The organism is Caulobacter sp. FWC2 (assembly GCF_002742625.1).
GTDB lineage: Bacteria > Pseudomonadota > Alphaproteobacteria > Caulobacterales > Caulobacteraceae > Caulobacter.
Window position 1 is genome coordinate 829,151 of the sequence record NZ_PEBF01000001.1, and the last position, 25,942, is coordinate 855,092.

A 25,942-nucleotide genomic window follows, 5' to 3' on the forward strand; every position below is an offset into this window, starting at 1 on the left:
CGCGAAAGCGGGGACCCAAGCGGCGATTCAGAATGGGTCCCCGCTTTCGCGGGGATAAGCGGTGTTTTTGTTACTTCCGCTGCGCGGCGGTCTTGTCGCGCAGGGCCTTGAACTCCGAGCCCGCCTGCCACTGCGGCCAGACGCGGCTGTTGGCCAGGTCGTGGCCCATTTCGTAGACGAGGCCCAGGTCCATGGCCTGGCCCGACAGGTCCCAGTCGGCCGACCATTCGTCCGCCGGCTGGTGGTAGCGCTTGTCGGTATAGTCGGCCTCGGCCTTCTCGCCGGCTTCCTTGCCGCCCTTCACCAGGTCGTTGCCCGAGCCGATCGAGATGGCCGGCACGCCGCGCTTGGCGAACGGGAAGTGGTCCGAGCGATAGAAGTGGCCGGCCTGCGGGACGGGGTCCGGCGTGAAGTAGCGGCCGTGCAGCTTGGCCTTGGCGACCAGCATGTCCTGCAAATCAACCTTGCCGTCGCCCGAGGTGCCGATATCCTTGGCCGGACCGGCGGCCGACAGGGCGTCGATATTGATGTCGCCGACCGTGGTGGCCAGCGGGAACAGCGGGTTGGCCGAATAGTATTCCGAGCCCAGCAGGCCCTTCTCCTCGGCGGTCACGGCCAGGAACATGATCGAGCGCTGCGGCGCGGGCTGGCTCTTGAAGGCGCGGGCCAGTTCCAGCAGGGCGGCGATGCCGTCGGCGTTATCGATGGCGCCGTTATAGATCTTGTCGCCGCGCGCGTCGGGCGCGCCGACGCCCAGGTGGTCCCAGTGGCCGCTATAGATGAGCGTCTCGTTCGGGAACTTGGTCCCGACGATGCGGCCGGCGACGTTCTTGGAGATGATCACCTCGTGCTTGACCTTGTAGTCGGCCGAGAAGGTGACGCCCTTCAGTTCCACCGGCTTGAAGTCGCGGGTCTGGGCCTGCTTCTTCAGGGCGTCGAAATCCAGGCCCGACTTCTTGAACAGGTCGACGGCCGTGTCGCGCTGGATCCAGGCTTCCATCGACGGGTGCGACTTGGCCGGCTCCTTGCGGACGATGTCGAACATGACGTTGGTGTTGGAGTTCTTGACCGTGTTCCAGCCGTAGGAAGCCGGCGCCGTCTCGTGGACGATCAGGATGCCGGCCGCGCCCTGGCGAGCGGCTTCCTCGTACTTGTAGGTCCAGCGGCCGTAATAGGTCATGGCCTTGCCGCCGAAGTCCCCGGAACCGGTCTCGAAGTCCGGATCGTTGATCAGCACGACCAGGATCTTGCCCTTCAGGTCCATGCCCTTGAAGTCGTCCCAGTTCCGCTCCGGCGCCTTGACGCCATAGCCGACGAAGACCAGCGGGGCGTCCTTGATCGAGACGCTGTCGACATTGGTCATGGCCGCGCGGATGGCGACCTGCTCGCCCTGGGTCATGGTCTGCTTGGCGCCGCCGACCGTGACGCTGGCCGCGACCGGGCCGGTGATCTCGAACTTGCCCAGCGGCACGTTCTGGGTCCAGGCGCGCTTGCCGTCTTTCTGGAGGTCGCCGGCGGGGGTCAGGCCGATGGCCTTCATCTGATCGACGATGTAGCCGACGGCCTTCTTCTCGCCGGCGGTGGCCGGGCCGCGGCCCTCGAACGCGTCCGACGACAGCACCTTGATGTGGGCCGACAGCCTGGCGGGGTCGATCTTGGGCGCATCGGCCGCGTGCGCCAGCATGGGCGCGGCGATCAGGGCGGTGGCGAGCAGCAGGCGTTTCATCTCGAGCCCCTCCAGGAGCAAATCTTGTCGTTGGGCGCGGACCCTAGAGGGAGACCCGGCGGCCGTCCACCGGCCAGCGTTCCAGCTTTTCGCCGTCCCAGACGTGCAGGGCGTCATAGAGATTGATGGTCGGATCGCAGTGGCCGGGCTGCAGCCAGACGAGGTCGCCGACCTTGGGGGCGTCGAGCGGCGTGGCGCGGTCCGGATCGGCGTCGGCGGCGGCCACGGCGCGGTCGAAGCCCAGCGGATCGCGGCCGCCGGCCTTCAGCACGTCGATCAGGGCCGGATGGGCGATCATGCCGTGCTCATCGCCCATCGGCCGCCACAGCGAGCCGGGCGCGGCGCCGGCGACCACGCGGGCCGGCGGACCGTCCATCGACACGGCCTTGAAGCCGGCGTCGACGGTGACGTGGCTCTTGTGGTTGGCCGAGACGACGGTGGAAGCGATGAACAGCGCCGGCTCGAACGTCCAGTCGCCGTCCGGTCCGCCGCAGGCGTCGTACTCGACGTCCATCACCGCATAGGAGCCAGCCTGAAGCTCGGTATAGACGCCCGAGGCCAGGTCGTAGGCATGCGTGCCGGTGCCGCCGCCCGTCACCACCGGCGGGGCCAGGCCGGCGGCGGTCAGCTCGGCGACCAGGGCCTTCAGCGTGGCGTGGGCGGCCTCGTCGGCGGTCTGGCGCAGGGCCAGGTCGTCCATGTGCTGCAGGTGGCCGAGATAGGCCTGGATCCCCGCGAAGCGCAGGCCTGGCGCGGCGTCGGCGGCGCGGGCCAGCTTGAGGGCGCCCTTCGGATAGGCCCCGGCGCGGTGGGTGCCGAGGTCGAGGTCGACGACGAGGTCGAGGATCACGCCGGCCGCGACGGCGGCGTCGGACAGCCGGTCGATCTGGCCCTCGTCATCGGCGACCACGCCGACGGTTGCGCCGGTCTTGGCCAGAGCGGCCAGGCGCGCCGGACCCCAGGGCGGGACGGGGGCGGTGACGAGGACGTCGGTGATCCCGCCGGCGACATAGGCCTCGGCCTCGCCGACCGTCTGGCAGCACAGGCCGACCGCGCCGCCCTCGATGATCAGCCGCCCAAGCGTCGAGCACTTGTGGGTCTTGCCGTGGGCGCGCAGGCGCACGCCGGCGGCGTCGCACAGGGCCTGCATGCGGGCGAGGTTGCGGGTCAGGGCCGCCCGGTCGACGACGAGGAGGGGCGTCTGGGGGAGGTGATCGGTGCTTGGAAAGTTCACTTTTGTTCCCATCCCTCATCGTCATCCCGCGCTTTATGCGCGGGACCCATTTGTCGGCCGCAAGGGCGAAAGAAAGCTAGCCCTCACGTGCGAGCTGAACCATGGGTCCCGCGCATAAAGCGCGGGATGACGGCGGAATAGCGGAGCTAGATCTCGCCCCGCAGCACCTGCGCGAACAACCCCGGATCGACATTGCCGCCCGACAGCACGATCGCCGCCGTCTGGCCCTTCAGGTCGACCTTCCCGGTCAGGGCCGCCGTCAGCGCCACGCAGCCGCCCGGCTCGACCACCAGTTTCAGCACCGAGAAGGCATAGCGCATCGCCTCGGCGACCTCGGCGTCGGTGACCGCGACGATGCCGGAGAGGTTTCGCTGGTTGATCGGCCAGGTCAGCTCGCCGGGGATCGGGGTCAGCAGGGCGTCGCAGATCGAGCGGGCGTCCTTGTCGATCGTCTCCCGCTGGCCGCTCTCCAGCGAGCGGCGGGTCTCGTCGAAGCCGGCGGGCTCGACGCCCCAGACCTCGGTGGTGGGCGACAGGGCCTTCACCGCCGTCGAGGTCCCGGCGATCAGGCCGCCGCCGCCGACGCAGCAGACCAGGGTGTCGAGCCTGGCGTCCCGGGCGGCGGCCTGCTCGACGATCTCAAGGCCCAGCGTGCCCTGGCCGGCGATGATGTGCGGATCGTCGTAGGACGGTACGACCGTGCAGCCCCGTTCGGCCGCGATCTGGTCGGCGATGGCGATGCGGTCCTCGGTGAAGCGGTCGTAGAAGCGGATCTCGGCCCCGAAGCCCCGGGTGCCCTCGACCTTCACGGCCGGCGAGTCCGACGGCATGACGATCAGGGCGGGGATCTCCAGCAGCTGCGCCGCCAGGGCCACGCCCTGGGCGTGGTTGCCGGACGAGAAGGCCACGACGCCGCGCGCCTTCTCCGCGTCGCTCAGCTGGCTGAGCCGGTTGTAGGCGCCCCGAAACTTGAAGGCCCCGGCCCGCTGCAGGGTCTCGGGCTTGAGGAAGATCCGCCCGCCCAGGCGTTCGTTCAGCGCCGGGCTCTCGATCAGCGGCGTCTCGACGGCCAGGCCCTTCAGGCGTCCGGCGGCGGCTTGGATGTCGGCGAGGGAGATGGTCATACCCCCAGGTTTAGGGGTTGCGGCGGCGCTTTTGAAGCACTGCCGCCACATCGGGGCAAAACCGTTCAAGCGCGGCGTCTGAAACAGTTTGCGACCTTCGCCGTTCAATCCATATAGGGATGGGCTGACTGTTCAGGACGACGCTATGAAGACCGCCATGTTCGCCGCCGCGGCATCCCTTCTGCTTGGGAGCGTCGCGCTGGGGTGCGCCGCCCCCGCCATGGCCGAAGAGGCTTTCGTCGGGGTCTACAAGCACGACGTGACCTTCATCGGCAACGCCGTCGGCCTGGGCGCCGCCGGGCGCGAGGGTGGCGCCGACATCCATCTGGGCTATCGCACCGAAAAGCTGGAAAACCTGCGTTGGCTGGGCAAGCCGCAGGTCCACGCCATGGTGTCGATCAACACCAAGAACACCTCGAACTTCGTGGCCGCCGGCTTCGACTGGAAGATTGAGCTGGGCCAGCCGGGCGGCTTCTATTTCCGTCCTGGGATCGGCCTGGCCTACACCGACGGAAAGGCCGGCCTGCCGCCCGCCAACGCGCCGGGTCTGACCCAGGCCGAGCGCGATCGCCGGACCTATCTCTATTATCACCGCATCGATTTCGGCTCGCACGTGCTGTTCGAGCCGGAGCTGGCCCTGGGCTACCAGGTCAACGACAAGGTGTCGGTGGAGCTTTCCTACACCCACCTGTCGAACGGCCAGATCTTCCACCAGGGCAAGAACCAGGGGCTTGACGACGCGGGGGTCCGACTGGTTTACGCCTTCTGACTTCGCTTCCTCCTCGTGAGGAAGCCGCCGCCCACAATTGACTAAACGTCCGCAGCCGAGTCCTGTCGAAGGGCCGCGTGACGTCACCGGGCAGGTGACAAGGCATATCTCTATCATGGCCAATGTGACCGTCGTCGGCGCCCAGTGGGGCGATGAAGGCAAGGGCAAGATCGTCGACTGGCTCAGCAACCGAGCCGATGTGGTCGTGCGCTTCCAGGGCGGCCACAACGCCGGCCACACGCTGGTGGTGGACGGCAAGGTCTACAAGCTGGCCCTGCTGCCGTCGGGCGTCGTGCAGGGCAAGCTTTCGGTGATCGGCAACGGCGTGGTGGTCGATCCCTGGCACCTGCTGGGCGAGATCGCCAAGATCGCCGAGCAGGGCGTGATCATCGGTCCCGACCTGCTGGTGCTGGCCGATAACGCCACCCTGATCCTGCCGCTGCACAAGGACCTGGATCAAGGTCGTGAAGCCGCGTCCAGCCAGAAGATCGGCACCACCGGTCGCGGCATTGGCCCGGCCTATGAAGACAAGGTCGGCCGCCGCGCCATCCGCGTCGCCGATCTGGCCGATCCCGAAGCCCTGAGGCCCAAGATCGAGCGCCTGCTCAGCCACCACGGCGCCCTGCGTCGCGGCCTGGGCCTGCCCGAGGCCGACGGCGAGGCGCTGTTCAACCAGCTGATGGAGATCGCGCCGCAGATCCTGGCCTATGCCCAGCCGGCCTGGCGCCTGCTGGACCAGGCCTACAAGGCCGGCAAGCGGATCCTGTTCGAAGGCGCGCAGGGCGCCCTGCTGGACGTCGATCACGGCACCTACCCGTTCGTCACCTCGTCCAACACCGTCGCCGGTCAGGCCGCCGCGGGTTCGGGCATGGGTCCGAAGGGGCCGGGCTATGTGCTGGGCATCGTCAAGGCCTACACCACCCGCGTCGGCGAGGGGCCGTTCGCCTGCGAGCTGGACGATGAGGTCGGCAAGCACCTGTCGACGGTCGGCCGCGAGGTCGGGGTCAATACCGGCCGCGCGCGCCGCTGCGGCTGGTTCGACGCGGTGCTGGTGCGCCAGTCCGTGGCCATCAACGGCATCGACGGCATCGCCCTGACCAAGCTGGACGTGCTGGACGGCCTCAAGACCCTGAAGATCTGCGTCGGCTATCGGATCGGCGACCGCGAGGTCGACTATCTGCCGGCCGGGATGCGCGACCAGGCCGCCGCCGTGCCGATCTACGAGGAGATGGAAGGCTGGAGCGAAAGCACCGCCGGCGCCCGCTCGTTCAAGGACCTCAACGCCAACGCCATCAAGTATGTGCGCCGGGTCGAGGAGCTGATCGGCGCGCCCGTCGCCCTGCTGTCGACCAGCCCCGAGCGCGACGACACCATCCTGATGCGCGACCCCTTCCAGGGTTGATCGCTCTACCGGGCTGATCCCAAGGGCGCCGCTCCATACTGGGGACGCGGCGCCCGAAAAGGCGCGAAGCTAGGCTGCCCAGTAAATGCTTGTGAACCTTGTTCGTCGAAACTCCCCCGTAGAATCACCATGAAAGGGTGACCGTGGGGCTGCGCGAGTTTCTTGAGGACGGACAGGAAGGCGCGACGCTCGTCATGAGCCAGCGCAGCTGGGTCGCGCGCCTGTCCGTCGTCGCCCTGGTCGGCGGTCTGCTCGCCTTCAATTTCGGCCTGAAGCCCGTCCTTCTTTGGGGCGGGGCCCATCTCATCCTGGAAAGCTGGCTGTTTTACATCCAGCGGACGTTCAAGCCGCGCGAGAGCGGTCGGACCGCCTTGCTGAGGCGGGTGGGACCGCCGGCGGCCTTCACCGCGGTCTGGTCCATCATGGCCTGCTGGAGCGCGCTGCACGGTCCGATGTCGATGCGGTTCGCGGCCCTGATCATTCTGTTCGGCATTATCGTCGAGGGCCTGAAGTACGCCACGGTCAGCTGGTCCACGATGCTGACCTTTCTGCCTGCCCCGATCATCGCCCTGATCATGGCGCCGTTGCTGGCCCCGCGCTTCACGGTCTGGGACAAGGTCGTGGCCTTGGCGACGGTCGCGGGTCTGCTGGGCTACGCCTTCGACGCCGTGCGCGTCATGCGAAGCTCGGCCAAGGCGCGAGAACGCGCCGAGGCCCAGGCGCTGGACGCCAGTCGCGCAAAGTCGGCCTTCCTGGCGATGATGAGCCATGAGCTGCGCACGCCGATGAACGGGGTGCTGGGCCTGGCCCACGCCCTGCGCGGCACCAACCTCGACGCTCGCCAGGCGGAGTATCTGGACGCGATCGAGCAGTCGAGCCACGGCCTGATGACCATTCTCAACGACATCCTCGATCTGTCGAAGGTCGAGGCCGGCAAGCTGACCCTCGTCGTCGCGCCATTCGACATCCGCAAGTCGGTTTCCCAGATCCGCCTGGTCTGGCGCGAGACGGCGCTGTTGAAGGGCGTCGAGCTGGCCGTCGAGATCGATCCGGCGACGCCGGCCTGGCTGGCGGGCGACGACATTCGCGTACGCCAGATCCTGCGCAATCTGATTTCCAACGCCCTGAAGTTCACCGACGCCGGCCGGGTCGTCATCCGCGTCGCGCCGAATGGCGCGGGCGACGGGATCGCCGTGTCCGTGTCCGACACCGGCGTGGGCATGGACGCCGAGCAGGTCGCCAAGCTTTTCACCCCGTTCGTCCAGGGCGACCGCACGACCGCCCGCCGGTTCGCCGGCACCGGCCTGGGCCTGGCGATCTGCCGACGCCTGGCCGAACAGATGGGGGGCCAGATCGACGTGGAGAGCACGCTGGGCGAGGGCTCGACCTTCACCGCCCGCCTGCCGCTGCCCGCCGCGGCGGCGCCGGGGGACGCGTCGAATGACGTGGCCGCCGACCTGACCGACGCGCGGGTGCTGGTCGTCGACGATAACGCCGTCAACCAGACCGTGGCCCGCGCCATCCTCGAAGCCGCCGGGGCCCTGGTGGCGACCGCCGCCGACGGCCATACGGCCCTGGCCCGCCTGCGGGTCGAGGACTTCGACGTCGTGCTGATGGATGTCCACATGCCGGTGATGGACGGTGTCGAGGCCGTGCGCCGCATCCGGGGGGGCGAGGGCGGCCGCGTCGATGTGCCGGTGGTGGCCCTGACCGCCGACGCCATGGTCGGCGACGCCGAGCGGCTGCTGGCCCAGGGCTTCGACGACGCTCATCCCAAGCCCATTCAGCCGGCCGGCCTGCTGATGACCGTGGCGAGGCTGCGCGGCGCGCCGTCGGCGCCCGAAGCGCTGAAAGCCGCGAGCTAACGCCTATCCCTCGATATAGCCGGCCAGTTCTTCCGGTGCGCCGGTCGGAAAGGCTGTCTTCAGATGCTCCAGGAAGGCGGCGACACGGGCGCTGAGCAGCCGCCGGGACGGGTACAGCGCCCAGAGCGCGATCTCCGATCCGGCGACGTCACCCCAAGTCGCTAGCCGGCCGGCGTCAAGGTCGTGACCGACCAGGGAAATGGGCAGGCGCGCGATCCCCACGCCCGCCCGTACGGCGTCGCGGACCATGATCAGCGACGAAAGCCGCAGGACGGGCTCGACCGCGATCCGGAACGGACCTTGCGAGGTCACCGTGTCCCAGGTCTCGGCGTCGTCCCCGCCTCCGCGCACCACGGCGCGAACCGGCGCGGCGTCATGGGGACGGGCCAGGTCCGGATGGCCGACGACCACCAGCCGATCGCGCAGGATGATGCGGCCGATGAGCCCCGCGTCGGGGTTCGGGTTTACCCGGATCACCAGGTCGTAGCCCTCCTCGACCATGTCGACCGGACGATCGTCGGTCGTCACTTCCAGCCGCACCTCCGGGAAGGCGCGTGCGAATTCAGCTGCCAGCCGGCCCATGGCGGTCTGGGAGAACAGCAACGGCGCGCTGACCCGAAGGCGGCCGCGCGGCGTCCCGCCGCCAGAAGCGATCGCGGCGGCGGCCTCGTCCAATTCGGCGAGCAGGGCGCCCGTGCGGGCGAACAGGGCCCGCCCTTCCTCCGTGAGCTTCAGCGTGCGACCGCCACGTTCGAACAGGCGCAGGTCGAGGCCGGCTTCCAGGTCTGACACCCGCCGCGACAGCGTGGCCTTGGGTCGGCCGGTCTCGCGCGCGGCGCGGCCGAAGCCGCCATGGCGAGCAACCAGGTTAAAATCGGCGAGGGCCAGCAAGTCCATCTGTTCCACCAATGAGACGGTGTGTCTAGATATAGCGACTATTGGTCCGTCTGTGGATCGATCATTTCTGTGGGCGTCAAACGACTTCAACCCCGGAGATTTTCCCATGACCATCCTCGTCACCGGCGCCACCGGCCGTGTCGGCCGCCACGTCGTCCAGCAACTGATCCAGCGCGGCGCCAAGGTCCGCGTCCTGGTTCGCGATCCGGCCAAGGCCGACGTCCCGAACGGGGTCGAGATCGCCAAGGGCGACCTGCTCGACATCGAATCCCTGCGCGCGGCCTTCAAGGGCGTGCGAACGGTGTTCCTGCTCAACGCCGTCGCGGGCGACGAATTCACCCAGGCGCTGATCACCCTGAACATCGCCCGGGAGTGCGGCGTCGATCGGATCGTCTACCTGTCGGTGCTGCACGCCGATCGCTTCGTGAACGTGCCGCATTTCGCCGTGAAGTTCGGCGCGGAGCGGATGATCGAGCAGATGGGCTTTTCCGCCACGATCCTGCGGCCAGCCTACTTCATCGACAACGACCTGACGATCAAGGACGTGGTCCTGAACCACGGCGTCTATCCGATGCCGGTCGGCGGCAAGGGCGTCGCCATGATCGACGCGCGCGACATCGCCGAGGTCGCCGCGATCGAGCTGATCCGCCACGACCAGGCGCCGGAGAAGCTGCCGGTCGAGACCCTCAACCTGGTCGGTCCCGACACGCTGACGGGCGCGGACGTGGCGGCGATCTGGTCGGACGTTCTGGGCCGCCCGGTCGTGTATGGCGGCGATGACCCCAGCGGGTTCGAGCAGACCGCGTCGGCCTTCATGCCCAAGTGGATGGCCTATGAGATGCGCCTGATGGCCGAACGCTTTGTCAGCGACGGCATGATCCCCGAAACGGGCGACGTCGAGCGTCTGACCCGCATCCTGGGTCGCCCGCTGCGCGCCTATCGTGACTTCGCGGCGCGTATCGCCGCGGCGACCTGACCTCTAAGCGCGGCATTGGGGGCGTGGAATGTGGGGCGAGCTCTGGAACCTCGTCCCCACTTCCGGTTGCGTGTGATTGATCGAACATCGTTTGGTTAGCGTTTGTTAGCCACCCCGGGCTTATGACGGCTTGTCTACACAAGGGGTTTCCGTGTCCGCAATCGCGCGTCGCCGCCAGCTGAAGCCGATCCACAAGTCCGATCGGATGATGCGCAGCCTGCGCGCCCTGGAGCGCACGGCCTCGACCAGCCGTGTCCTGAACCTGCTGGCCGTCGAGGCCGAGAGCGCGCATCGGCCCGAATACGCCCAGGCCCCGCTGTTCCGGAACCGGACCCTGAACACCGCCATCGTGCTGAAGCACCGCCTGCGCAACGACGACATCTACCTGTTCGACGAAGCTCGGCCGACGGCGACCAAGATCATCATCCCGTTCGACCGCAAGGACCTGGGCCTGGGCGGCCAGTCGGTGTTCGTCGGCCAGCGCGGCTGGGCCGACCTGGTGGTCGGGGCCTGCAACGCCGCGGGCGACATGAGCCGCGATCTGGCCACTCTGCGCCTGATCGATATGTTGCCGTCGCTGGATCCGTTCCTGTTGCGCGAGCACCTGCGCCGCCACGGCGTGCTGGTCGCCAACTGTTATTTCGCCCTGTCGATGGCCGACTACGAGAACATGCAGGGTTTCGTGACCCTGGAAATCTCGCGGCTGATCGAACTGGCCTATCGTGGATCCAGCAGTGTCGGGGTCGGCCGCGCCCACGCCGCGCGCCTTGTCGAAGCCCTGTTGTCGACCGACGTCGACGAGCGCCTGGAGCCGCTGCGCGACACCCTCGTCATGGAGGGCGAGAGCTTCAAGGAAGGCGTCTTCAGCTGGAAGGGCTTCCTCTACTACAAGTGGATGCTGACCAAGCTGTGGCCGCAGCTGACCACGGTGGGCCGGGAGATCGGCCGCCTGATCGTCACCGGCAACCGGGACGCCGAGACCGCCAAGTTCCTGGATGACTCCCGCCGTCGCCTGCAGGGCGCGGTGCTGGTCGAGCGCTCGGCGATCATGCGCACGCTGAAGGTCTATGACGACGCTTTCGAGGACCTGATCGAGAATGGCCGTCCGACAGCCTTCCGCGACTTCCTGCTGCGGGCGCCGGAAATGTTCCTGTCGCTGGGCGAGCGGGTGGGGGTGATCTCCCACATCTCCAGCTACTGGCGTTACCGCTTCCCGCAGAATGAGCCGCTGACGATCGACGTCGAGGAGGCCATCGATATCCTGATGGACTTCGAGGCGGGCCTGTCGGTGCCCTTGGCCATCTAGGGGCGCCTGGCGAACCGATGCGCTCGATCGTGATCAATCCTAAGCGGATTTTTACATTCTGGGTCTAACGGTCGATGTCTAGTTTCGAGGAGTCTGTCGTCCGTGTTCGACGGTAACGTCCGCACAATCCAGCGTGTCGCCGCCAAGGTGCAGCGCGTGATGGTCGTCGACCCCAACCCGGCGACGGCGCGCCTGCTGGCCGAACATCTGCGTCCCCTGGGCGGGGTGCAGATCTTCGCCGCCCCGTCGGCGGAGAAGGGCTACGCCATGGCTCGCGCCACGGACCCCCAGCTCATCTTCGTCGAGCACAATCAGGGCGGCGTCGACGGCCTGGCCTTCACCCGCAAGATCCGCCGCAGCGACCTGATGTGCCGCCAGGCCCCGGTGATCATCTGCACGGCCGAAGCCACCGCCGAAGCGATCTTCGGCGCGCGCGACGCCGGGGTGCACGAGTTCATGCGCAAGCCGTTCAATCTGGGCGACCTTGAGCGCCGTCTGGAGGCGGTGACCCTGAAACCGCGCGACTGGATCGAGGCCGTGGCCTATGTCGGCCCCGACCGCCGCCGCTTCAACTCGGCCGACTACAAGGGTCCGCGCAAGCGCAAGGCCGATGGGGCCGGCACGCCCGCCGCGCGCCTGTCCCAGGCCCTGCGCATCGTCAAGTCCGCCGCCACCGCGCTGGACAGCGATCCGGCCCAGGCCCGCCGAGCCCTGGTCGCCCAGGCGGTCGAGCTGCGCAAGGTCGGCGAGGCCGTCAAGGATAGCCGCCTGATCGAGGCCGCTGCGGCCCTCGAGACCTGCATGGGCGCCGACATGTCCGGAACCGCCGCCCGCGGCGAACTGGTCAAGCGTATCGACGCCCTGCTGGGCTTCATGACCGGCGAAGGCGCCGTCCGAGCGGCCTGAGATCTTCCCCCGTTGCTTGGGAGAAGCAAACACATGCAAAGGCGGCGTCCAGCGGGCGCCGCCTTTGTTGTTTTCTGGTTTGTGGCGGAACCCTGTCAAATTATGTCGTCATAAAGGCGTCATTGTTTCGTCGCGGAGACGAGACGCCCGGCCGCTAAGGCCTCCCTCACAGAAGCTCGAAAGTCGCGCGAAGTCGCGACGGCACTGGGGGTACTCATGACCATCCGCACCCGAGCGGCGCTGCTGCGCCGCGCAAGCATCCTGTCGCTCATGCTGGTGGCCGTGGCCGGCGTTGCGCACGCCGAAGACGTCGCCAAGGCCAATGAGGCCGACACCACGGTCAGCGACATCATCATCACCGGACGTCGCCCGCTGGCCGAGAGCCAGGCCGTGGCGCTGCAGATCCAGAAGAACTCGGACTCGCTGGTCAGCGTGCTGTCGGCCGACGCGGTCGGCGCGCTGCCCGACCAGAACATCGCCTTCGCCGTCGGCCGCCTGCCGGGCGTGGGCGTCGAGCGCGACCAGGGCCAGGCCCGCTACATCAACCTGCGCGGCGCGCCGGTCTACTGGACGACGCTGTCGTTCGACGGCCTGTCGGTGGTCAGCCCCGAGGGCCGCGCCACGCGCTTCGACAACATCCCCTCGGCCATCGCCAGCCAGATCACGGTCGAGAAGGCCATCGTGCCGTCGATGCCGGGCGACACCGTCGCGGGCAATGTCGACATCCGCACTCGCCGCGCCTTCGACTACAAGGGCCAGCGGATCACCGGCAAGCTGGGCTGGGGCCGCGTCAAGCTGGGCGGCGGCGACGAGGTCGACAGCAACCTCGTCTATTCCAACGTCTTCGGCGACAAGCTGGGCATCGTGGCCCAGGGCTCGTACTATTCGCGCGAGATGGCGACCGACAACTGGGAAACCGATCCGTATCTCAGCAACACCGTCGCGCCGGACAAGCACTTCGCTCGCGAGCACGAAAACAAGCACTACCGCCTGACGCGCAAGAACATGTCGGCGTCGATCCGGCTGGACTACAAGTTCGACGAGAACAACTCGATCTTCGCCAGCACGATCAATACGTACTATCACGACGACGAACTGCGCGATAACTTCATCTTCCGCCTGGACCAGGGCACGGATGCCGCCGGCAACAGCTACACCAGCGCCGCCTATATCAACGCCAACGACCCGACCTTCGGCACGAGCTACGGCGCGCGCATCAACGGCCGCATCGACTACCGCAACACCAAGGAAGCCATGTCCACCAACACGGTGGGCGGCGAGCACAAGTGGAACAAGTTCAGCGCCTCGTGGCGGCTGAACTACACCTACACCCAGGACGGCCGCGACACCCCGGTGACCATGGCGTTCCAGAGCCCGTCCAGCTTCCTGTTGCGTCCGACCGTCGAGTACGACTTCCGCAACGGCGACGTGAACACCGTCAAGCTCTTCCAGACCGGCGGCGTGACCGGGGCTCGCACCCGCGGCGCCCAGGTGACCAACATCGAGGACTTCCAGTTCCCGCTGACCAGCGCCGGCAACCTCAAGGGCGGCGACTTCACCAACGCCCTGACCGCCAAGGCCGACTTCGACTACGAGGCCGAGCTGGGCGGTCATGAGACCAAGTTCGAGTTCGGCGGCCTGTGGACCGACCGCACCAAGAAGTCGCGTGAAAGCGCCTTCAGCCAGGCCTTCTCGGGCGCGACCGCGCCGGCCTGGGCGCAGTTCGCCACCAACATCGGCTACCTCGGCAGCCAGAACCTGAACTACACCTTCCGCTACACCGACAAGGACTACACGACCAACTTCGTGAAGGGCCTCGTGGCCGCCGGCACGGCGACCAAGACCGACACCACCGCCAACTACTGGCGCGTGGGCGAGACGATCACCGCCGGCTACGCCATGGGCACGACCCGCTTCGACTGGGGCAATGTCGTCTACGGCGTCCGCGTCGAGCACATCGAGAACGAAGGCCAGGCCTATGTCAGCTTCCCGGCTGCGGGCGCGACCCCGGCCGGCGTGCGGCTGGTCAAGACCAAGAGCGATGACACGCTGTTCTATCCCAGCGCCCACCTGAACTGGAACCTGCAAGAGGACCTGAAGCTGCGTGTCGGCGTCACGACCTCGGCCTCGCGCGCCGACTTCGACGACCTGCGCCCGAACTTCACCTTCAGCGACAGCAACCAGACGGTCTCGGGCGGCAATCCCAACGCCAAGCCCGAGCGCCAGATCGGCCTCGACACCTATCTGGAATGGTACGCCGGCCAGGAGACCTTCGTGTCGGCGGGCTTCTTCTACAAGGACCTGAAGGACGTCCTGGTCCAGACCTCGCGCACGTTCGGCGACAGCTCGCTGAACAGCAATGGCGTCGACCGCTCGGGCTATGCCTACAGCAGCATCGACAACGCCGGCGAAGGCCACCTGCAGGGCGTCGAGCTGTTCTTCAGCGGCACCGCCAAGACCTTCGTCGAGCAGCACAGCCTGCCCGATTGGCTGGGCGGCTTCGGCACGCGCCTGTCGGGCACCTGGACTTCGTCGAAGGTCACCCTGCCGTCGGTCGGCGGCGTGCCGGCCCGCACCATCTCGGTGCTGGGCACCTCGGACGCCGTCTACAACGTCCAGGCCATCTACGAAAAGTACGGCATGACCCTGCGTCTGGCCTACCAGTACCGCACGCCGTGGGGCCAGTCGGTTGGCGCCTATCGCGTCGTCAACGGCGGCACCTATCCCACCGACAACGGCGACATCTTCTGGGACAGCGACGAGGAGATGGACTTCTCGGCCCGCTATCAGGTCAACAAGCACCTGGAAGTGTTCTTCGACGCCAGCAACCTGACCAACCAGGGCGCGCGCCGCTATGGCGACCAGTCGCGCTACCCGATCGAGTACGAGAAGTTCGGCCGCCGCTATGTCGGCGGGGTGCGCTTCAACTTCTAAGGTCTGGATTTGGGTCCGACCTGCAAGAACCTCCCCGGTCCGTCCGGGGAGGTTTTTTGTTTAGGTTCAATGGCCGGGAAATCCTCGTCCTTCGACAGGCTCAGGATGAGGATTTTGCGCGAACCGGTCTTCCAGTCGTCCTCATCCTGAGCTTGTCGAAGGACGAGGACAGTGTCCTTAGCGCTTGCCGGCGGGGCGTTGCAGCCAGTGGCGCAGCGCCCCGTTCACCGGCCCGGGGGCCTCCATCGGCGTCATGTGGCCGGTGTTGGGAATGACCAGCAGGTGCGAGCAGCCGATCGCCGCGGCCATCGCGCGGTGGCCTTCGGCGGGGGTGATCTGGTCGTTCTCGCCGACGATGACCACCAGCGGCACGCGCAACGCCCGCAGCGCCGCCTCGCCGTCCTCGCGCTCCAGGCTGTTCTGGCGCAGGAACACCTCGCGGCCCAGGCGCTGGGTCATGTCGACGATGCGGCCGGTCAGGTCGGCGTCGTCCAGGCGCGAGGCGTCGACATAGCTCTTCATGATCGCCTGGCCGATGCCTAAGAACGTCCCGCCCTTGGCGGCGGCCTTGTTCAGCGCCCGGCGCTGGGCGGCGCGCTCGGGCGTGTCGACGCGGATCGAGGTGTCCAGCAAGGCCAGCCGCTCGATGCGCTCCGGCGCGATCCGGGCGATCTCCTGGGCCACATAGCCGCCCATCGAGAACCCGGCCAGGGCGAAGCTCGGTTCGGCCTTTTCCAGCACGCTCAGCGCCATCTCGCGGATCGTGGCGTAGGGCGTCAGGTCGGGAACCCACGGCCGGGCGACATCGGCAAGCCCGCTGATCTGGTCCCGCCACAGCGCGGCGTCGTTGAGCAGGCCGGGCAGGAGGATCAGCTGGGGGAGGGGGGCGTCGGTCATCCTGGCGTTCATAGCGCCGGACGCGGACATTCTGGAAGTCTGTTCGGGGGAGGGGCGGCTGCTTGCTCCCTCTCCCATAGGGAGAGGGCTGGGGGTGAGGGGTTACAGCGCTCGACGGAGTGCCGGCACGCCGTCAAACCTCGTAACCCCTCACCCTCCCACCGCTACGCGGCGGGCCCCTCCCTCTCCCTAAAGGAGAGGGCCCGCGAAGCACAGTCACCCCTGCGGCAGGTCGCCCTCCGTCGGGGTCGGGGCTTCCGCCGCCTCGTTCTCTTCGGGCTCGAACGACGGCAGCGCCGTCGGCTGTTCGATGCGGGCGCGGATTTCAGGATCCTTCAGCAGGGCCACGCGCATCACCTCGCGGGCGCGGGGCGCGGCGGCGCTGGAGCCGAACAGGCCGCCGTGCTCGACCAGGACCGACATCGCGTAGCGCGGATTGTCGTAGGGCGCGAAGGCGATGAACAGATTGTGGTCCTTCAGCCGCCAGGGGATGCCCTGGTTGCTGCGCGATCCGGTCTGGGAATACTGGCGGACCTGGGCCGTGCCGGTCTTGCCCGCCATCAGCACGTCGGCCAGTCCAAGCTGGCTCTGCTTGTAGGCGCCGCCCGTGGGATCGTTGGCCACCGCCGCCATGCCGTCGCGGACGATGGCCAGGTGCTCGGCCGGGATCGGCAGGTCGGCCACGGCGTCGCCGTGCGGCTGGTCGATCCCGCCGATCGACTTGACCAGGCGCGGGTTCAGCGCCCGTTTGCCGTTGGCCAGGCGCGCGCACATCACCGCCAGCTGCAGGGCGTTGACGTTGATATAGCCCTGGCCGATCCCGTACGGCACGGAGTCGCCGGGGTGCCAGGTCGGGTCCTTCTTGAAGGCCTTCTTCTTCCAGTCGCGCGAGCCGACCAGGCCCTTGCGCTGGCCGGGAATTCCGAGGTCGAAGGTCTGGCCGAAGCCCATGGCAGTCGCCGTCGTGTGGATCGGGTCCGGCCCGATGCGCAGCGCCATCTGGTAGAAATAGACGTCGCAGGAGTTCTTGATGGCGTCGTGCATGTTCTGAGAACCATGCCCGCCCTTCTTGTGGCAGTGCCAGGTGCGGCCGCCGAAGTACCAGCCGCCCGTGCAGACCACCCGCTCGCTGGGATTGACGCCCGCGCTCAGCGCCGCCAGCGCCACCGTCGGCTTGAAGGTCGAGCCCGGCGGGTAGACGCCGGTCATGGTCTTGTCGAGCAGGGGCTTGCGCTCGTATTCGGCCAAGGCGCGATATTCGGGACCTGACAGACCCTTGACCAACTGGTTGGCGTCGAAACTGGGCGCCGAGGCCATGCACAGCAGGTCGCCGTTGCGGCAATCGACCATGACGATCGCGCCGCTTTCCTCGCCCATCACCTCCAGGGCGCGGTTCTGGATGTCGGCGTCCAGGGTGAGACGGATCTCCTTGCCGGCTGTGGCGGGGATGTCGCCGGCGGGATCCAGGCGCACCACGCGCCCCTGGGCGTCGACCTCGGTCTTGGTGGCGCCGGCGCGGCCGCGCAGGGCCGTGTCGAAGGCCTTCTCGACGCCCTGCTTGCCGATCCGGAAGCCGGGATTGTGCAGTAGGACCTGGTCCTGGGTGCTGTCGCCCTCGGCGGCCTTCAGATCCCGGTCCGACGCCTTGGCGACATAGCCGATCACGTGGGCGAAGGCGCCGCCGAACGGATAGACCCGCACCTCGCCCATGTCGGCGGTGACGCTGGACAGTTCCGGCGCGCGGATGTTGACGCGGCTGAACTCCTCCCAGGAGAGGTCCTCCATGACCACCACCGGAGCCTTGCGCGGCGCGCGGTCCAGCTCCTTGAGCACCCGGGCGCGACGGGCGGCGTCGATCGGCGCGAGCTTGGCCAGGTTGTCGATGACGGCCTCGGCGTCGAGGCCCTTGTCCTTGTTGATGATCAGCCGGAAGTTCGGGCGGTTGGAGGCCAGGGATACGCCGTTGCGGTCCAGGATCAGGCCGCGCGGCGGCGGCACCAGGCGGTAGTTGAACTGGTTGCCGGCCGAAAGCTTCTGATACCGCTGGGCCTCGACCAGCTGCAGCTGCGCCAGCCGTCCGCCCAGGGCCAGCAGGCCGCCGCCCGTGAGCCCGCCCAGCAGGAACGCGCGCCGGTGGAAGACCCCCTGACGCTCATTGACCTCGAAGAAAAATATTGAAGGTTCGCTCATCCCGACTCAACCGCACCTTGTCGCGACGACATCACACCGCTGGTCGGTCTCAAAGGACGTTTCGCGGCTGGCGGACGGTTTCCGTCAGGCGGCGAGAAACCAGGGCGGAGAACGAAAAAAGGGCGCTCCGAAGAGCGCCCTTTTCCGTCTCACAGAGGTGAGCTCAAGTCTTATGCGTCGACCATGTTCTTGGCGATGGCCGCCTCGCGCATGGTCTTCTGCAGCTTCTCGAACGCGCGGACCTCGATCTGGCGGACGCGCTCGCGGCTGACGCCGTACTGGGCGGCCAGCTCTTCCAGCGTGGTCGGGTCGTCCTTCAGGCGGCGTTCCGTCAGGATGTGACGCTCGCGGTCGGTCAGCTCGACCATCGCTTCTTCCAGAAGCGACATCCGCAGCGACTTCTCCTCGTTCTCGGCGACGACGGTCTCTTGCGACACCTGGTCGTCGTCGGCCAGCCAGTCCTGCCACTCGCTTTCGCCGTCGACGCGCAGCGGCGCGTTCAGCGAGGCGTCGGGGCCCGACAGGCGGCGGTTCATCGAGATGACCTCGCTGTCCAGCACGCCCAGCTTGGTGGCGATGTAGCTGACCTGGTCAGGACGCAGGTCGCCTTCCTGGAAGGCGGCGATCTGGCTCTTGGCCTTGCGCAGGTTGAAGAACAGCTTCTTCTGCGCGGCGGTCGTGCCCATCTTCACCAGCGACCACGAGCGCAGGATGTACTCCTGGATCGAGGCGCGGATCCACCACATGGCGTACGTGGCCAGGCGGAAGCCCTTGTCGGGCTCGAACTTCTTCACCGCCTGCATCAGGCCGACATTGCCTTCGGAGATCACCTCGCCGATCGGCAGGCCGTAGCCGCGATAGCCCATGGCGATCTTGGCCACGAGGCGCAGGTGCGACGTCACCATCTTGTGGGCGGCGGCGGAGTCCTGATGCTCTTTCCAGCGCTGGGCGAGCATGAACTCCTCGTCCTTGGGCAGCATCGGGAACTTGCGGATCTCGGTGAGATAACGCGACAGGCCGCCGTCCGGCGACATCACCGATAGAGAATTCACGGCCATACTTCTTATATCCCCTTGCGTGCGGATCCGCTGCTCAAGTGCGCGCGATCATCCCTCACACGAGGGACTAGATAGTTCGCGAAGCGGCGGTTGGAAGAGTGGTAACGCATTTGTAATGTCCGAGTTGCCCGCTTGGATATTGTACGAATGCGCCGCGACTTTGACCGGACGCACGATTGGGCCAATCTTTCCCCCGAGTTCAGAGGGAGTCGCGCCGCATGTTCCGTTTCATCTTCCGCATCCTGATCGCCGCCGCCGGCCTGTGGCTGGCCGCGCGCATCGTGCCCGGCGTCACCGCCGACGGCTGGCCCACCCTGCTGATCGCCGGCTTCCTGCTGGGGGTCGTCAACGCCATCGTCCGGCCGGTGGTCACCGTCCTGACCTTCCCGCTGACCCTGCTGACCCTGGGCCTGTTCTTGCTGGTGGTGAACGCGGCGATGATCGGGCTGGTGGCCTGGCTGCTGGACGGCCTGGCGGTCCATGGCCTGCTGGCGGGGATCGAGGCGGCGATCGTCACGGGCGTCGTCAGCTGGGTCGGGCAGGTCGCGATGGGGGATGCGAAGCGCGAGCGGGACTAAGGCCTCGCGGGCGCCTCGGGCGAAGATCGCGGCCGGTCTGACGGCGGGCCGCGACTTCAGGGATAGCGGGCGCCAGGTCCAGGTCACCCTTCAGGGTAGCCAGGCACAGTAAACGCCCTTGCAAACACTGTGACAGCGTCATGAAGTTTTGGCGAAATGGCTAGCCCTCAGGAGCGCCATTAGCACCTCATTAGCGCAGAAATGGTCCTTCCTCGGTTGAGTGGAGGCGTAACCATGTTCACCCTGCGGGACACCGTTTCTTCCCTGACGCCCGCGCGCCAGGACGATCTGGGCAAGACCCTGTACGAGCGGTTCCGCGAGGAGCCCGATACCCTGATCGTGCCCGTCGTCGACGCCGACAACCGCCCGATCGGCCTGGTCGAACGCAACGCCTTCTTCCTGCGCATGGCCGCCGAGTACGGCCGCGCCCTCTACGCTAACCGCCCGATCTCGACGCTGATGGACCGCGAGCCGCTGGTCGTCGACGCCGGCATGGCCCTGGCCGAGTTCACCACCGACAGCCTGTCGTACCGGGCGTCCGACCTGCTGCGCGGCTTCATCGTCACCGAGGGCGGCCGGTATCTGGGCGTCGGCACGGTGCTGGGCCTGCTGCAGGCCGCCAACGAGACCAACCGCCGGGGCGTGGCCGATCTGGCCGCCGCCAAGGCCGATGTCGAGCGCGCCCAGACCTTCATGACCGCCATCGTCGAGGCCATGCCCTCGATGGTGTTCGTCAAGCGCGCCGACGACCACCGCTACGTGCTGCTGAACCGCGCTGGCGAGAAGATGCTGGGCCGGTCCCGCGCCGAGGTGGTCGGCAAGACCGACGCCGACTTCCATGACGCCGAAATGGCCGCCCTCTATGTCGAGCGCGACCGCGAGGTGCTGCAGTCGGGCGAGGTCCGCGTGATCGAGGAAGACCACGTGCCGCGCAAGGACGGCGGCATGGCCATCCTCCGCACCAAGAAGATCGCCCTGCGCAACGCCGAGGGCCAGGCCGAATACCTGCTGGGCGTCTCGGAAGACATCGCCGAACGCAAGCGCGCCGAGGCCCAGATCGCCCGCCTTGCCCACTACGACCCGCTGACCGAGCTGCCCAACCGCGTGCTGTTCCAGCGACACCTGTCCGAGGCCCTGGCCCGCCGCGCGCGCAAGGGCGACCGGCTGGCGGTTCACTTCATCGACCTGGATCGCTTCAAGACCGTCAACGACACCCTGGGCCATCCGCTGGGCGATGAGCTGCTGCGCGTCGCCGCCGAGCGCCTGCGCGGCTGCGTGCGCGAAGGCGACACCGTGGCCCGCCTGGGCGGCGACGAGTTCGCCGTGGTCCAGACCGGCCTGACGGACATGAAAGGCGCCACGCGCCTGGCCGAGCGCATCGTCGAGGCGATGTCCGCGCCGTTTGACCTGCAAGGCCACCAGGTGGTGATCGGCGCCAGCGTCGGCGTCGCCGCCGCGCCCTCGGACGGCGAGGACGCCGACGAGCTGCTGAAGAAGGCCGACATGGCCCTCTACCGCGCCAAGGCCGACGGTCGCGGCGCCTTCCACTTCTTCGAACGCGCCATGGACGAGCAGCTCCAGGCCCGTCGCGCCTTGGAGCTGGACCTGCGCCGCGCCCTGACGGCCGGCGAGTTCGAGCTGTTCTACCAGCCGCTGTACAATCTGGGCGACGAGCGGGTGACGGGCTGCGAGGCCCTGCTGCGCTGGCGCCACCCCGACCGGGGCATGGTCTCGCCCGCCGACTTCATCCCCCTGGCCGAGGAGATCGGCCTGATCGTCCCGCTGGGCGAGTGGGTGCTGCGCACGGCCTGCGCCGAGGCCGCCCGCTGGCCCGACCACGTGCGTCTGGCGGTGAACCTGTCGCCGGCCCAGTTCCGCGACCGGGGACTGGTGCGCACCGTCGTCTCGGCCATCGCCGCCTCGGGCCTGCCGGCCCAGCGCCTGGAGCTGGAGATCACCGAGTCGGTGCTGCTACAGGATAGCGCCGCCAACATGTCGATGCTGCACGACCTGAAGGCCCTGGGCGTGCGGATCTCGATGGACGACTTCGGCACGGGCTACAGCTCGCTGAGCTATCTGCGCAGCTTCCCGTTCGACAAGATCAAGATCGACCAGACCTTCGTCCGCGACATCCTGGAAGACAGCGACGCCATGGCCATCATCAAGGCCGTGCTGGACCTCGGCTCGTCCATGGGCATCGTCACCACGGCCGAGGGGGTCGAGACCCTGGAGCAGCTCAACGCTCTGCGCGGCCAGGGCTGCGCCGAGATCCAGGGCTATTTCATCAGCCGCCCGGCCCCGGCCAGCGAGATCGCCAAACTGCTGGGCATCACCGAGACGAGCGCCAGCGCGGCGGCTGCTGAGGTCGTGGCTTTCGCTCAAGCAGAAGCGACGCCAAAGATCCTCCCCCGCGATGCGGGGGAGGTGGCCCTGAGGGCCGGAGGGGGCTAACGCGGCTAGCGTCCAGCTCGCCCCCTCAGTCGCTCCGCGACAGCTCCCCCGCAACGCGGGGGAGCAGCTGCCTCACCGAACCCGCTGCAGCGCCGCGCCCAGGTCTTCGACCATTTCCGGCGTCGTCGCCCATGAGCACATGAAGCGCACAGTGCCATCGAGGAAGCGGTAGACGAACCAGCCTTCGCCGCGCAGGCGTTCCAGCGTGGGCTCGTCCATCTCGACGAAGATGCCGTTGGCCTCGACCGGGTGCTTGATCTGAAACGGCATCAGGGCGGCCAGCTTCTGGGCCATGGCGTTGGCGTGGGCGGCGCGGGCGGCCCAGGGGCCCGTCCCGCCGTCCTCGCCCAGCAGGCCCAGCCATGGGGCGGCCAGGAAGCGGCCCTTGGACACCAGTTGGCCGGCGTGCTTGAGCCGCGCATCAAGACGGCGGGCGTGGGCGGGGTTGAGGAACACCACGGCCTCGGTCGGGGTCGAGCCCGCCTTGGTGCCGCCCATCACGAGGATGTCGACGCCCATCCTGGCTACGCTCTTAAGGTCGAAGCCGGCGGCCACCGCGTTGGCCAGACGCGCGCCGTCCAGGTGGACGCCATAGCCCTTGGCCTTCACCGGCGCGATCAGCGACCGAAGGTGTTCTTCCGAATAGACCGTGCCGTACTCGGTGGCGGTGGTCAGCGATAGGGCGTTGGCGGGCTGGTTGTACGAGACCTCGGGCCGCGCCAGGGCCGCCTCCAGACCCGCCAGCGCGATCTTGCCCGACGCGCCCGGCAGGCCGATCAGCCCGCCGCCCTGGCTGAAGAACCCCGGCGCGCCGGTCTCGTCGGTGCAGATGTGGGCGTGCTCGTGGGCGAGAACCGCCTCGTGCGGGGCGGCCAGCAGGGTCAGGGCGAAGGCGTTGGCGGCTGTGCCCGAGGCGGCGAACTTGACCTCGGCGTCGGCGTCGGCGTCCAGCAGGGCGCGGATGCGGTCGCCGGCGGCCTTGCTGACGTGGTCGGTCCCGTAGCCCGAGGCCGTCCCGGCATTGGCGGCGATCAGGGCCTCCATGACCTCGGGCATGGCGCCGGCGACGTTGTCAGACGCGAAATCGTAGCGGGCCATGGGCGCACCTTTGAAGAAACTTGAGTGCGGGATGCCATGGCTGAACAGGCTCGTCCAGAAGCTCCCTTCCCCCTTGATGGGGGAAGGGGTGGGGATGGGGGTGATGCTGAGTTGGACGCCGCACTTGGCATCGACCGCCGTAGTCACCCCCACCCCTGCCCCTCCCCCATCAAGGGGGAGGGGTTAGAGTTCCTGAGCCCAATTTCTCAGATCCTCCACGAACAGCCCCGGCTCCTCCATCGCCGCGAAGTGGCCGCCGCGCGGCATCTCGCTCCAGCGGGTGATGTTGTAGGCCCGGTCGGCCCACGAGCGGGGCGGGGGCTTGTAGATGCTCTCGCCGGGGAAGTTGGCGAAGGCGGTCGGGGTCTCGCAGCGCTGGCCCTGCGCCAGGACGGGGCCGCCTTCCTCCAGCATCGCCCGGTAGTACCAGGCGCCGGTCGTGAAGCTCCCCGTCATCACATAGAGCATCAGGTTGGTCAGCAACTGGTCGCGGGTGAACACCTGCTCGAAGGGCTTGGTCGAGAGGTCGGCCCAGTCGTGGAAGCGCTCCAGGATCCAGGCGGCCTGGCCGACGGGGTTGTTGGCGCCCAGCCACGCCACCGACTGCGGCTTGCTGGCCTGCAGGCGGAAATAGGCGCCCCAGAGGTCCATCTGGGCGCCGAAGCCGGTGATCCAGGTGATCTCCTCGGGCGTCGTCGGCGGTCCGGCGGGGCGCAGGCCGATCATGTTCAGGTGGATGGCCTTCACATACGCGGCGTGGTCCAGCCCCAACCACGAGGTGACGAGGCCGCCCCAGTCGCCGCCCTGGGCCAGATAGGTCGGATAGCCGAGGACGTCGGTCATCAGCGTGTCGAAGATCCGCGCGGTGGCGCGCTGGCCGAGCGGACGCTTGGGCTTTCCGGAGAAGCCGAACCCCGGCAGCGACGGGATGACCAGGTCGAAGGCGTCGGCCGGATCGCCGCCGTGGCGCGACGGGAAGGCCAGGGGCTCGATGGCGTCCCAGAACTCGAAGTGACTACCCGGCCAGCCGTGGCTGATCAGCAGCGGCCGCTTGCCGCCCGCCTCGCCGACCACGTGGACGAAGTGGATATCGAGGTCCTCGATCGTCGCCGTGAACTGCGGGAAGCGGTTGAGGTTGGCCTGGGCCGCCGCGACGTCGAAGCCGTCGGTCCAGTAGGCGCAGAGCGCTTTCAGGAAATCCGCGTCGCAGCCATAGCCCCAGCCGCCGCCTTCCGGGGCGGGCGGGAACTCATAGGCGCGAACCTGGGCGAGGACCTTGTCGATCTGCTCGCGGGTCCAGTTCACCTCGAACGGCGTCATGGCGGCCTCCCTGTTTTGAGGCAGGGTCAGGCGGGTGACGCGGGGGAGGTCAACCTAAACTCACCTGACTTTCAACCGTCATCCCGCGACGTGTTCGCGGGACCCATTTATCCGCCGCAGGTGCAGAGCCAGCTCACGCTCCCACACGGAAGCTGAACCATGGGTCCCGCGCATAAAGCGCGGGATGACGGGGTTGGTATTTAGGAAGCTCAGGCCGGCGCCAGGAACTTCGTCCGCACCTTCGGCCACAGCATGTTCACCGCCAGGCCCGTCAGCACCAGCGCCGCGGCGATCAGCTTCCAGGCCGGCAGGCCCTCGCCCAGGATCAGGGCCGAGGCGCTCATGCCGAACACCGGCACCAGCAGGGCCATCGGAGTCACGGTGGCGGCCGGGTGGCGGGCCAGCAGCCAGCCCCAGGCGGCATAGCCGAACATGGTGTTGCCCACGGCCTGCCAGGCCACGGCGAGCCAGGTGCCGAGGCTGGCGCTGGTGACGCCGTGGACGATGGCCGGCCAGCCCTCCAGCCACAGCGACATGAGAAACAGCGGCGGGATCGAGAACAGACTGGCCCAGACGACATAGCCCAGCATGTTCACCGGCCCGGCCTGGCGCGCGACGATGTTGCCGCCCGACCAGCTGAGCGCCGCCAGCAGGCCCAGCATCACGCCCAGCGGCGTGGCCGCCCCTCCGCCATGCGCGGCGATGACCACGATGCCGGCGACGGCCAGCAGCAGGGCCACGACCTGGAAGCCCTGGATCCGCTCCTTGCTGATCCACATGGCCATGCCGATGGTGAAGAACACCTGGGTCTGCAGGATCAGCGAGGCCAGCCCCGGCGAGATGTGGCCCTTCATCGCCACGAACAGCAGGCCGAACTGCCCCGCCCCGATCAGCAGGCCATAGGCCGCGAGGTTCTTCCACGACACCGCCGGCCGCTTGACGATGAACACCATCGGAACCAGCACCATGCAGAAGCGCAAGGTCGCGAACAGCAGCGGCGGCAGGTGGTTCAGGCCGATGCGGATGACCACGAAGTTCGTCCCCCAAACCGCCACCACGGCCAGGGCCAGCAGGAAGTGGCGCAAGGGCAGGGGGGCGTTGGCGGTCATGGCGGTTCCAATCGCAAGCTGGACTAGACCCGACCTGAACCCTCGCGCCACGCGTCGCAACGGAAACATTGTCCCGATGACAATCCCCCCGCTCCACAGCGC

The 25,942-nt window shown here is 67.9% G+C and carries 19 protein-coding genes and 2 pseudogenes; 11 read left to right on the forward strand and 10 right to left on the reverse strand.

Translation table 11 applies throughout. From position 1 onward, the window contains the following. Positions 1-70: 70 nt before the first annotated feature. From CSW62_RS03945 to CSW62_RS03955, 3 genes are all read right to left on the reverse strand, one after another. Positions 71-1,726, reverse strand: coding sequence for a M28 family metallopeptidase (locus CSW62_RS03945; RefSeq protein WP_099575887.1), 1,656 nt, complete (start codon positions 1,724-1,726; stop codon positions 71-73). Positions 1,727-1,769: 43 nt separating this feature from the next. Further along, positions 1,770-2,972, reverse strand: coding sequence for a DSD1 family PLP-dependent enzyme (locus CSW62_RS03950; RefSeq protein WP_099575888.1), 1,203 nt, complete (start codon positions 2,970-2,972; stop codon positions 1,770-1,772). A gap of 134 nt (positions 2,973-3,106) precedes the next feature. Beyond that, on the reverse strand, positions 3,107-4,084 hold the full coding sequence (locus tag CSW62_RS03955; RefSeq protein WP_099575889.1) for a threonine/serine dehydratase: 978 nt from the start codon (positions 4,082-4,084) through the stop codon (positions 3,107-3,109). 145 nt (positions 4,085-4,229) lie between these two features. Between CSW62_RS03955 and CSW62_RS03960 the strand changes: the two genes are divergently transcribed. The 3 genes from CSW62_RS03960 (at position 4,230) to CSW62_RS03970 (ending at position 8,120) form a co-directional block, all read left to right on the forward strand. Next, positions 4,230-4,853, forward strand: coding sequence for an acyloxyacyl hydrolase (locus CSW62_RS03960; protein ID WP_099575890.1), 624 nt, complete (start codon positions 4,230-4,232; stop codon positions 4,851-4,853). 115 nt (positions 4,854-4,968) lie between these two features. Beyond that, on the forward strand, positions 4,969-6,255 hold the full coding sequence (locus CSW62_RS03965; RefSeq protein ID WP_099575891.1) for an adenylosuccinate synthase: 1,287 nt from the start codon (positions 4,969-4,971) through the stop codon (positions 6,253-6,255). A gap of 194 nt (positions 6,256-6,449) precedes the next feature. Then, on the forward strand, positions 6,450-8,120 hold the full coding sequence (locus tag CSW62_RS03970) for an ATP-binding protein (protein WP_233206604.1): 1,671 nt from the start codon (positions 6,450-6,452) through the stop codon (positions 8,118-8,120). A gap of 3 nt (positions 8,121-8,123) precedes the next feature. On the opposite strand, the gene CSW62_RS03975 is transcribed toward CSW62_RS03970, so the two are convergent. Further along, positions 8,124-9,017: a LysR family transcriptional regulator gene (locus CSW62_RS03975; RefSeq protein WP_099575892.1), complete on the reverse strand. Its 894-nt coding sequence runs from the start codon at positions 9,015-9,017 to the stop codon at positions 8,124-8,126. 106 nt (positions 9,018-9,123) lie between these two features. Here CSW62_RS03975 and CSW62_RS03980 point away from each other — a divergent pair, with 106 nt between their 5' ends. The 5 genes and pseudogenes from CSW62_RS03980 to CSW62_RS26765 all read left to right on the forward strand — a co-directional run. Continuing rightward, positions 9,124-9,993 (forward strand): SDR family oxidoreductase, encoded by an 870-nt coding sequence (locus CSW62_RS03980; RefSeq protein WP_099575893.1) that lies wholly within the window; start codon positions 9,124-9,126, stop codon positions 9,991-9,993. 205 nt (positions 9,994-10,198) lie between these two features. Continuing rightward, positions 10,199-11,299 carry a hypothetical protein gene (locus CSW62_RS03985; RefSeq protein WP_099582163.1) on the forward strand — a complete coding sequence of 367 codons (1,101 nt, stop codon included), beginning with the start codon at positions 10,199-10,201 and terminating at the stop codon, positions 11,297-11,299. 159 nt (positions 11,300-11,458) lie between these two features. Next, positions 11,459-12,205, forward strand: coding sequence for a response regulator (locus CSW62_RS03990; protein WP_099582164.1), 747 nt, complete (start codon positions 11,459-11,461; stop codon positions 12,203-12,205). Between the two features lie 216 nt (positions 12,206-12,421). Further along, positions 12,422-15,139 (forward strand): TonB-dependent receptor, encoded by a 2,718-nt coding sequence (locus tag CSW62_RS03995; protein WP_099575894.1) that lies wholly within the window; start codon positions 12,422-12,424, stop codon positions 15,137-15,139. Between the two features lie 56 nt (positions 15,140-15,195). Continuing rightward, positions 15,196-15,311, forward strand: a pseudogene (locus CSW62_RS26765) (hypothetical protein); the annotation flags it as partial. Positions 15,312-15,316: 5 nt separating this feature from the next. Here CSW62_RS26765 and CSW62_RS04000 read toward each other — a convergent pair. Then, on the reverse strand, positions 15,317-16,036 hold the full coding sequence (locus CSW62_RS04000) for an alpha/beta fold hydrolase (protein ID WP_369827423.1): 720 nt from the start codon (positions 16,034-16,036) through the stop codon (positions 15,317-15,319). A gap of 39 nt (positions 16,037-16,075) precedes the next feature. On the opposite strand from CSW62_RS04000, the pseudogene CSW62_RS26770 reads away from it, so the two are divergent. Then, positions 16,076-16,229, forward strand: a pseudogene (locus CSW62_RS26770) (hypothetical protein). A gap of 23 nt (positions 16,230-16,252) precedes the next feature. Here the strand turns inward: CSW62_RS26770 and mrdA are convergent. Continuing rightward, positions 16,253-18,226: a penicillin-binding protein 2 gene (gene mrdA / locus CSW62_RS04010; protein WP_099575896.1), complete on the reverse strand. Its 1,974-nt coding sequence runs from the start codon at positions 18,224-18,226 to the stop codon at positions 16,253-16,255. Positions 18,227-18,396: 170 nt separating this feature from the next. Then, positions 18,397-19,293, reverse strand: coding sequence for an RNA polymerase sigma factor RpoH (rpoH, locus tag CSW62_RS04015; protein ID WP_099575897.1), 897 nt, complete (start codon positions 19,291-19,293; stop codon positions 18,397-18,399). A 209-nt stretch (positions 19,294-19,502) separates the two neighbouring features. Here rpoH and CSW62_RS04020 point away from each other — a divergent pair, with 209 nt between their 5' ends. Further along, on the forward strand, positions 19,503-19,862 hold the full coding sequence (locus CSW62_RS04020) for a phage holin family protein (RefSeq protein WP_099575898.1): 360 nt from the start codon (positions 19,503-19,505) through the stop codon (positions 19,860-19,862). A 234-nt stretch (positions 19,863-20,096) separates the two neighbouring features. Then, complete coding sequence (locus tag CSW62_RS04025) at positions 20,097-22,313, forward strand: EAL domain-containing protein (RefSeq protein ID WP_199170509.1); 2,217 nt, start codon at positions 20,097-20,099, stop codon at positions 22,311-22,313. Positions 22,314-22,385: 72 nt separating this feature from the next. Here the strand turns inward: CSW62_RS04025 and CSW62_RS04035 are convergent, their stop codons facing one another. From CSW62_RS04035 to CSW62_RS04045, 3 genes are all read right to left on the reverse strand, one after another. Then, entirely contained in the window at positions 22,386-23,411 is a 1,026-nt protein-coding gene (locus tag CSW62_RS04035; RefSeq protein WP_099575899.1) for a beta-eliminating lyase-related protein, read from the reverse strand. 183 nt (positions 23,412-23,594) lie between these two features. Beyond that, the gene (locus tag CSW62_RS04040; RefSeq protein WP_099575900.1) at positions 23,595-24,731 is read right to left on the reverse strand and encodes an epoxide hydrolase family protein; all 1,137 of its coding nucleotides are present in this window, start codon (positions 24,729-24,731) and stop codon (positions 23,595-23,597) included. A gap of 209 nt (positions 24,732-24,940) precedes the next feature. After that, positions 24,941-25,909, reverse strand: a complete 969-nt coding sequence (locus CSW62_RS04045; RefSeq protein ID WP_199170510.1) for an EamA family transporter — start codon at positions 25,907-25,909, stop codon at positions 24,941-24,943. Positions 25,910-25,942: the final 33 nt, after the last annotated feature.